The organism is Allobosea sp. 01N443 (genome assembly GCF_056399325.1).
This window is the reverse complement of record NZ_JBFTRC010000230.1, coordinates 1-8,330: the sequence shown is the minus strand read 5'-3', so window position 1 is coordinate 8,330 and position 8,330 is coordinate 1. Positions and strand designations below refer to the sequence as shown.

Below are 8,330 nucleotides of genomic sequence, written 5' to 3'. Positions count from 1 at the left end.
GCCGTCCACGTTTCTCTTTCTGTCTTCAGTTTTCAAACAGCGGTGCGTCTAACAAAGACAAGCAGGCCAACCGATCTCTCGGCTACAAGGCCCGAAGCTCTCATGAAGCGCAGTAGAGCGGCCCCGCCAGCGGCGGCGCCGTCTCGATGAGCAGTGTTTAAGCGAATCAGGTTTCGGGTGTCAACAGCCGATTCGCATTTTGTTGAAAACGTCGATTCGTCCGCGCGACGGCCCCGGTTCTGTGTGGCATGTCTCCGGCATCCCAGCCGTGGCGGTCGGCCCTTACCTGTATTAGATTGATCGCGGACCAACGAAGCGGGCTGCCGAGCGGCCCCGGGTTCGCACTGCCTGAGCCGCGGCGCTTCAGTCGCGTAGAACCACGAACCGAGCCTGCGTGCCTTTCTATTCGCCAGGAATATGTCCTGCGGAGGAGCGCCATGTTCAACAGACGGCAAATGCTCAAAGCGGCGGGGCGCGCCGTGCTGGGGCTGGGGGTGGCAGTGGGCGAGGGCGCAGGTCTTGCTGCCTTCGCGGCCGAAACGGTGAGGCTACCCTTTGACAATGGCGAGCGGTCGCTCGTCGCTTATCCCGGCAAACGCCCGCTGATTGAATTGACGGCGCGCCCGCCCCAGCTCGAAACCCCGTTCGGCGTCTTCAATGACGGGCTTCTGACCCCGAACGATGCGTTCTTCGTGCGCTATCATCTGGCGGATATCCCGATCGAGATCGATCCGGACGCCTTCCGCATCGCGATCACGGGCAAGGTCGACAAGCCGTTATCGCTCTCGCTTCAGGAACTGAAGACGGGGTTCGAGCCAGCCGAGATCATCGCCGTGAACCAGTGCTCCGGTAACAGCCGCGGCCTGTTCGATCCGCGCGTCGCCGGCGGCCAGCTCGCCAACGGTGCGATGGGCAATGCACGCTGGAGGGGCGTGCCGCTCAAGGCTGTGCTCGACAAGGCGGGTGTCCAGGCCGGGGCGGTGCAGGTGTCCTTCGACGGCCTCGACGGGCCGATGATCCCCGACACGCCGGATTTCATCAAGGCGCTCGACATCGACCATGCCGGCGACGGCGAGGTCATGCTGGCCTACGCCATGAACGGCGAGGATCTGCCCTGGCTCAATGGTTTCCCGGTGCGCCTGGTGGTGCCGGGCTATTTCGGAACCTATTGGGTCAAGCATCTCCGCGAGATCGCTGTGCTCGACAAGGCCTTCGATGGGTTCTGGATGACGTCGGCCTATCGCATCCCCGCCAATGCCTGTGCCTGCACCGAGCCCGGCAAGGCGCCGACCGCGACCGTGCCGATCAACCGCTTCAGCGTCCGCTCCTTCATCACCAGCGTGCAGAACGGGGCAACGGTGAGGGCCAATGCAGATGTCATGCTGCGCGGCATCGCCTTTGACGGCGGCTATGGCGTCACCGATGTCGCGATTTCGCCGGATGGTGGGAAAACCTGGCTTGCGGCGACGCTTGGCGAAAATCTCGGAAAATACTCTTTCCGCGAATGGAAGGCAGCGGTCCGGCTGCCCAAAGGTGAGCATGTGCTGATGGTCAGGGCGACCAGCCGGATCGGCCAATCGCAGCCGATCGAGCCCTTGTGGAATCCGGCGGGCTATATGCGCAATGTCGTCGAGACGACGCGCGTGACGGCCGCGTGATGGAGGTGGTCATGACCTTGCGCTTCATTGGGGCGTCGGCTTTYGGGCTCTGCCTTGTCGGCGTGGCGTTGGCCGGGGTGGCGTTGGCAATGCCGAAAACCTATCAACTGCCCGCTGAAACGGCGGTGCTCAAGCCGGGCCCCGGTCCCGGCTTCGAGGCGGCGAAGAACAACTGCATGTCGTGCCACTCGGTCGACTACGTCAACTTCCAGCCGCCGAAGAAGGGGCAGGCCTTCTGGGACGCCGAGGTGCAGAAGATGATCAAGGTCTACCGCGCCCCGATCGACGAGGCCGATGCCAAGGCGATCGCCGAATACCTGGCCAAAACCTATTGAGGAACGAAGGGCCGCGCGTCTCGGTTGCGACGGGCCTGACTGTGATCCCGGCTTCACGATGCACGATCAAGCCGCGCAAAGACCCCGTCGCCGCCGCGTCCTCCAGAAACCCGGCACTCTGCCGGCAAAGCCGTCAATCCGGCAGTCGGACCGTGGCGTTGACGCGCTCCACGTCGCTGCGGGAGAGCGCGATATCTGACAATGCACGGTCATCCATGCGGTAGAGCGCGCGTGCGCTGGCTTTGGCGTTGAGCCAGGTTTCAAGACGGAGCAGCAGGCGCGACAGGCCGTGAATCGACGGTGCGGCAGGGAGTGGCAGAAGGTTTTCTATGGCTGGCCTGGTCGACATGACGGCCTCCCTTGTCTCAGGTTTCGCCAGCAAATCTGCTCCTTGCCTGGGGTCCAAGCAAATGCGAACTTCTTGGCTTCAGCCCAAGGTTTCCTTCGCTTCCCCATGACGCGCCGCCACCTTCCGCCCTTGACCTCTCTGCGCGCTTTCGAAGCCGCGGCCCGGCACCTCAACTTCGAGAAGGCCGGGGACGAACTCGCCGTCACCGCCAGTGCGGTCGGCCAGCAGGTGAGATCGCTTGAGGCCTGGCTGCGCCGCCCTCTCTTTACGCGCCTGCCGAGCAAGGGCGTCGCCCTGACGGCGGTCGGGGAACGCTATGCCGCGACCGTTTCGCTGCTGCTCGATCAGCTCAACGAGGCCACGGCGCGCGCCTTACGGCCTGATGCGCCCGGTATTCTGACTGTCAGCACATTGCCGACCTTCGCCCTCACTTGGCTGATCCCCCGCCTCGGTTCGCTGAAGGAGCGTCACCCCGATCTTGAGGTGCGCGTTTCGATCTCGACGGGTTTGACCAATTTCGACGGCGAGGATGTGGACGTGGCGATCCGCTCCGGCCGCGGCCTCTATCCCGGCCTGCGCTCGGACCTGCTGATGGAGGAGAATTTCTTTCCGGTTTGCAGCACCACCCTGCTCGGTGATCCCGACCGGCCCCTGCAGGAGCCCGCTGATTTGCGCCATCACACGCTGCTGCATGAGATCCCGGATGGAATACTCGATTATGTCACCTGGCCGCGCTGGCTGTCCGCGGTTGGGCTGCCTGACATCGATGCGACGCGAGGGCCGAGCTTCTCGCACATGTTCCTCGCCTTGCAGGCGGCCGCTTCGGGCCAGGGCATAGCCCTCGCCACCAATGTCCTGATCGGGGACTATCTTGATGCGGGTCGCCTCGTCCGGCCCTTCCCGCATCAGGTCAGAGGGCCACATCAATATTATCTGGTCTGCCCCGAGATCTCCGCCGAAAGGCCGGCCATTGCGGCCTTTCGGGCCTGGATATGGGGCGAAGCTGCCGCCCATCGCGCGGTGGTGACACCATGACCTGCGATCCCGGAAGGGCGTAGGCTGCGCCGCGATCCAGGGCGGCCGGAATGAGCGGATCGTCTCGCCGGAACCTGGCAAGCACCCTCTCGTCCAGGGGGACTTCGAATGCGCGCAACCTCGCGGCAATGTTGCTGCGTCAGGAGAGGCTGGGTCAAAGCGAGCCTGTCCTAGCCATGCGCATTCTCCTGGTGGAAGACGAGCCGGAAATGGCGGCGGCGCTCCGCGCAGCCCTGGCCCAGCACGACATGGTCGTCGACCATGTCACCACGCTGGCGGAAGGGGAGGAGGCGATCGCGACTGCGGCGCACAGCGCAATTCTGCTCGACCGGCAATTGCCGGACGGCGACGGCCTGACGCTGATCCCGAGGCTTCGTGCCCGCAAGCAGATCGCGCCGGTGATCGTGCTGACCGCGCGGGGCGACCTCGGGGACCGGGTCAAGGGCCTGGACATCGGAGCCGATGACTATCTCGCCAAGCCGTTTGCGATCGACGAGTTGCTGGCTCGGCTGCGAGCCGTGCTCCGCCGTGCGCCGGTGATGGCTCCCGATCGGATACGGGCAGGGCGCCTCGACTATGATTGGCATGATCGCTGCGCGACCATTGATGGGGTTGGGCTCGATTTGCCGCGCCGGGAGCTGCTGGTGCTGGAGGCTCTTCTGCGCCGACGTGGGCGCACGGTGCAGCGTGCCGCGCTGGAGGAGGCGGTCTACGGCTTCGATGACGAAATCCAATCGAATGCGCTCGACATGCATGTGTCGAACCTGCGTCGGAAGCTGACGAAGGCGGGGGCCGGCCTCGAGATTCACGGAATTCGCGGCGTCGGTTATCTCCTCAAACACGCGGCATGACCTGGCCGCGCGCGCATTCGCTGAAATGGCGCCTCGTCCGGCGCCTCCTCGCGTTGCAGGCCGCGACGCTCTCGCTGCTCGTCGTCCTGGTCATCGGTGCGCTCTACCTCGGCGGCCATCTGTTCAATTTCGAATCCGAGGATGTGACGGTCGATGTGCTGAAGAGCGCGGTCACGCGCGATCCTGCCGGCAGGCTTGTCCTGCAAACGACGCCGGCGCTGGCGAAGCTGCGGTCGGATGTTCCCGATCTCTGGTTCATCGTGCGCGACCGGCTTGGCCATACGCTGACCGAGGGAGCTCCGCCGCCCCATTTCGCACGCATCGACGACGCGCTCGACGATGTCGGGGTTGCGAGGCTCGGCTGGAATCTTGGCGATCCCCCGCGCACGAATGCACTGATCCGCTGGGTCGATGGCGCCGCGGGGCAGATCCAGATTGCAACCGGACCGGGGGAAGAGGCGCCGCTGAGCTGGCTCGTTCAGGGGCTCCTGATCGTCTTCATGAGCTTCGTTCTTCCGGCCCTTGTGGTCATGGGGCTGGCGACGATCATTGCGACGCCCATCGTCGTGCGCAGGGCGCTTGCCGGCCTTGGAAAGGTAGCGGAGCAGGCCGAGCGGATCGATATCGAACGGCACGGCGAACGCCTGCCGACCGACGCCACCCCGAGCGAATTGACCCCGGTCGTCGCTGCGGTCAACCGCGCCCTGCAGCGGCTCGACGAAGGCCATGTGCGGCACAAGCGTTTTCTCGGTGATGCTGCACATGAGCTGCGGACGCCGATCGCGATTTTGCAGACGCGGCTCGATATCCTGCCGGATACGGCTCAGCGGGCGCGGCTTTACGAAGACGTAGCGCGGCTTGCCGTCATGGCGGAGCAGTTGCTCGACCTGCAACGGATCGATCACAGCACCAAGGATTTTGCCAGGATCGACGTCGTGACGATCGGCCGGCGTGTCGCCGCCGATCTCGCGCCGCTGGCGATCGCCTCAGGCTATCAGGTGGCCTTCGAGGCTGAGGCCGACCAGGTTGCAGCATGGGGCGACCAGTCCGCGCTTGAACGGGCGCTGGCCAACCTCGTGCAGAACGCAATCCAGCACGGCGGACGCCACGGCACGATCACGATCGCTGTCGGGCGCGAGCGGACGATCGAGGTCGCCGACGAGGGGCCTGGCGTGCCCGTCGATCAGCGCGACCGCATTTTCGAGCCGTTCTGCCGGCTGGCGCCGCGCGAGCGGGGAGCGGGATTGGGGCTGCACCTCGTCCAGGAGATCGTTCGGCGCCATTCCGGCCAGATCACCGCCCTCGACCCGGCCGCGTCCGGCGCGCGCTTGCGGATTACATTGCCGCCGCCCGCGGTTGATCCCTCCTGCCAGGGCATAATGCTGACATAACCCACGCGGGCGAGATGTCGCTGGCCAGCGAATGGTCACGCATCGTGCGGAGACGTTGTCGCGGCTGAGAAGGCCGGCATCGTTGAAAGCCTGTTTCCTGACTGTTGCTGCTCGCTGCGGGCGTGTCGCCAGAGCGCGGCGCCCCCTCTTGATGACGGCGATGCTTGCGCTCTGGACTGCAGCGTGTGCCGCGCCCGCCAACCTGCCCTCGAACGCGCCGCTAATGCATGATCCCGCTCCCGCAGTGCGGCTGTCTGCGGGAGTTCCGGCGCGCACCGGCGTGATCCTCGCATTCTCGGGCGGAGGAGCGCGGTCCGCGGCCTTCGGATATGGCGTGCTGTCGGCATTGGCCGAACAGCCGTCTCCGGGCGATGAGACGCGCAGGCTCGCCGACGATATTGGCGTGGTCGCCGGTGTCTCCGGTGGAGCCATTCTTGCCGCCCATCTGGCCCTGCACGGGCCGCGAGCCTTGCCCGAGTTCCGCCGCGCCTTTCTCGACCAGGACGCAGAAGCGTCGCTGCGCATGGCCTATACGCCCGAGAACCTGCTGCGCGCCTATCATGGCGGCGTGAATGATCTCTCCGGTCTTGCGGCCTGGCTGGATGCCAGCCTCTATGGCGGCGCGACGATGGGCGATCTCGGTCAACGCGGACGACCAAGGCTGCTGCTGCACGCGACGGATCTCTACAATCGGGCGCCGTTCCCGTTCGATCGGGCGAGCTTTCGCTCGATCTRCAGCGACTATGACCGCTTTCCCCTGGCGCACGCGGTCGCGGCCTCGTCCGCGGTGCCGGTCGCCTTCGCTCCGGTCGTCCTCCAGAATTTCACCGGGGACTGCCCCGTTGCCCGAAATGCGCCGGCCGCGGTCCGCCATCCTACCGGGAGCTCCGAGTTCGACAGGCATGTTGCGGAATCCCAGGCGCGATACGCCAGTGCGCCGGATCTCCGCTATCTCAAGCTGCTTGACGGCGGCCTCGTCGACAATCTTGCGGTGCGAAATCTCATCAGGTCGCTCAAGCAGCCTGCGCCGGAACCTCTGGGCATCGCTGCCGCGCGGCATCTCGAGCGCCTGATCATCATCGTGGCCGACGCCTCCACGCGTGTCGGTGGCGAGATGTCCAGCGCAGTCGAGGGCCCGACAGCGCCGTCGGCGATCGTTGCGGCTGCCGATGCGATGATCGATAGCGCCAGCCGGATGAGCCTTGACGCGCTGGAAGGGGAGGCTGCRCACTGGCGTGACCGGCTGGTTCGCTGGCGCTGCGGCAGGGCAGGAGCACAGGCCGGGTGCGGAAGGCTCGATGTCAGCGTGGTGCGGTTGTCCCTCGCGGATGTGAGCGGGCAGGCAGAGAAGGCTCACATTCTCCAACTGCACAACACGCTCAGCCTGAAATCCGGCGATGTCGATTTTCTCGCGGGCCTGGGGCGAACCTTGCTGCTCGGCAACGAAGGTTATCGCAGCTTCATCAAACCGGCGCGGCGCGATGGCCCGCCCCACGGCTGAATGCCTTCGGCAACAGCAGAGCCCGGCAATCCCAACCCGCCGTTTTCTTCTCTGCCGGCTCGCGCGCTGCGTCGTGGTGGGCCGGGGCCGCTATTGGCTGCGCTGCTGTCGCGCCGGGAGGGCCTTGATGGAGGGATGTCGGTTGGGTGCGAAGACGCCTACCCCCCCTGCTGCGCAGAGAGCTCTCCCCGCCGGCTATACCGAGCTGAGCAGAATGCTGGTTTCGCTGTTGAGGATGCCGTCGATGGTGCGGACTTCGCGCAGCACGCGATCGAAATCGCTGAGGCTGGAGGCGCGGATCTCTGCGATCAGGTCCCAGGTTCCATTGGTCGTGTGCAGCGAATGCAGTTCCGGCAGGCCGCGCATCTGCCGGATCACCGCGGTCGTCGAGCGGCCTGTGACCTCGATCATCATGATCGCCCGAATGGCCTTGTCGTCATAATCCTGCCGGGAGCGCACGGTGAAACCGAGCACCGCGCCCGACTCGATCAGCCGGTCGAGGCGGGTCTGCACCGTTGCGCGCGAGACGCCGAGAATGGTCGCGAGCTTCGAGATCGGGGCGCGCCCGTCCTCTCGTAGCGCTGCGATCAGGCGGTGATCGAGCTCGTCGAAGATATGCATGGCAATCTGTCTATTCGAAGTGAGCGATTTGATCGGTAAATTGCACATATCTGAACTTGTTCGCAATTCAGTGTGCAAATTGCATTGGCTAGAATGCCCTCCATTCCAGAAAATATCGCAGGAGGGCCGACCAATGGTTCAGTATGTAGGCGTCGAGAACATGGTTCGGCTGATCGCTGCCATCGGCATCGAGCCTTATCTGATTGGCCTTGCGGGCTACATCGAGGAGGATTTTCGGCGCTGGTCCCTGTTCGAGAAAGCGCCGCGCGTCGCCAGCCATTCTGCCGACGGCGTGATCGAGCTGATGCCGACCAGCGACGGCGAGCTCTACGGCTTCAAATATGTCAACGGCCACCCCAAGAACACGCGCACCGGCCTGCAGACGGTGACGGCCTTCGGCGTCCTCTCCGATGTCGAGACCGGATATCCGCGCCTGCTCTCCGAAATGACGATCACCACGGCGCTACGGACCGCGGCGACCTCGGCCGTCGCCGCCCGCTATCTCGCCCGTGAGGATGCCGCGGTGATGGCGATCATCGGCCTCGGCTCCCAGTCGGAGTTCCAGGCGCTGGCCTTCAAGGCGCTGAAC

The 8,330-nt window shown here is 65.0% G+C and carries 9 protein-coding genes; 7 read left to right on the top strand and 2 right to left on the bottom strand.

The genetic code is table 11. From position 1 onward, the window contains the following. The first annotated feature begins 437 nt into the window (after window positions 1-437). Together sorA and sorB are read left to right on the top strand one after the other, a co-directional pair. The gene (gene sorA, locus AC1DRP_RS32525; RefSeq protein ID WP_476770659.1) at window positions 438-1,658 is read left to right on the top strand and encodes a SorA family sulfite dehydrogenase catalytic subunit; all 1,221 of its coding nucleotides are present in this window, start codon (window positions 438-440) and stop codon (window positions 1,656-1,658) included. 11 nt (window positions 1,659-1,669) lie between these two features. Further along, window positions 1,670-1,993, top strand: coding sequence for a SorB family sulfite dehydrogenase c-type cytochrome subunit (gene sorB / locus AC1DRP_RS32520; RefSeq protein ID WP_476770658.1), 324 nt, complete (start codon window positions 1,670-1,672; stop codon window positions 1,991-1,993). 133 nt (window positions 1,994-2,126) lie between these two features. On the opposite strand, the gene AC1DRP_RS32515 is transcribed toward sorB, so the two are convergent. Next, a complete protein-coding gene (locus tag AC1DRP_RS32515; RefSeq protein ID WP_069877934.1) occupies window positions 2,127-2,342 on the bottom strand; it encodes a DUF1127 domain-containing protein in 216 nt (71 codons plus the stop codon). A gap of 105 nt (window positions 2,343-2,447) precedes the next feature. On the opposite strand from AC1DRP_RS32515, the gene gcvA reads away from it, so the two are divergent. The 4 genes from gcvA (at window position 2,448) to AC1DRP_RS32495 (ending at window position 7,120) form a co-directional block, all read left to right on the top strand. Further along, complete coding sequence (gene gcvA, locus AC1DRP_RS32510) at window positions 2,448-3,377, top strand: transcriptional regulator GcvA (RefSeq protein ID WP_476770657.1); 930 nt, start codon at window positions 2,448-2,450, stop codon at window positions 3,375-3,377. A gap of 176 nt (window positions 3,378-3,553) precedes the next feature. Then, window positions 3,554-4,228: a response regulator gene (locus AC1DRP_RS32505; RefSeq protein ID WP_441490411.1), complete on the top strand. Its 675-nt coding sequence runs from the start codon at window positions 3,554-3,556 to the stop codon at window positions 4,226-4,228. Next, a complete protein-coding gene (locus AC1DRP_RS32500) occupies window positions 4,225-5,619 on the top strand; it encodes a sensor histidine kinase (RefSeq protein WP_441509001.1) in 1,395 nt (464 codons plus the stop codon). The genes AC1DRP_RS32505 and AC1DRP_RS32500 overlap by 4 nt, the downstream gene beginning before the upstream one ends. A 151-nt stretch (window positions 5,620-5,770) precedes the next feature. Continuing rightward, window positions 5,771-7,120 (top strand): patatin-like phospholipase family protein, encoded by a 1,350-nt coding sequence (locus AC1DRP_RS32495; protein WP_476770656.1) that lies wholly within the window; start codon window positions 5,771-5,773, stop codon window positions 7,118-7,120. Window positions 7,121-7,315: 195 nt separating this feature from the next. Here the strand turns inward: AC1DRP_RS32495 and AC1DRP_RS32490 are convergent, their stop codons facing one another. Continuing rightward, the gene (locus AC1DRP_RS32490) at window positions 7,316-7,741 is read right to left on the bottom strand and encodes an Lrp/AsnC family transcriptional regulator (protein ID WP_043242225.1); all 426 of its coding nucleotides are present in this window, start codon (window positions 7,739-7,741) and stop codon (window positions 7,316-7,318) included. Between the two features lie 160 nt (window positions 7,742-7,901). Here AC1DRP_RS32490 and AC1DRP_RS32485 point away from each other — a divergent pair. Then, window positions 7,902-8,330 (top strand): Rossmann-fold NAD(P)-binding domain-containing protein (locus AC1DRP_RS32485; RefSeq protein WP_476770660.1); only part of this gene is annotated, 429 nt, incomplete at its 3' end.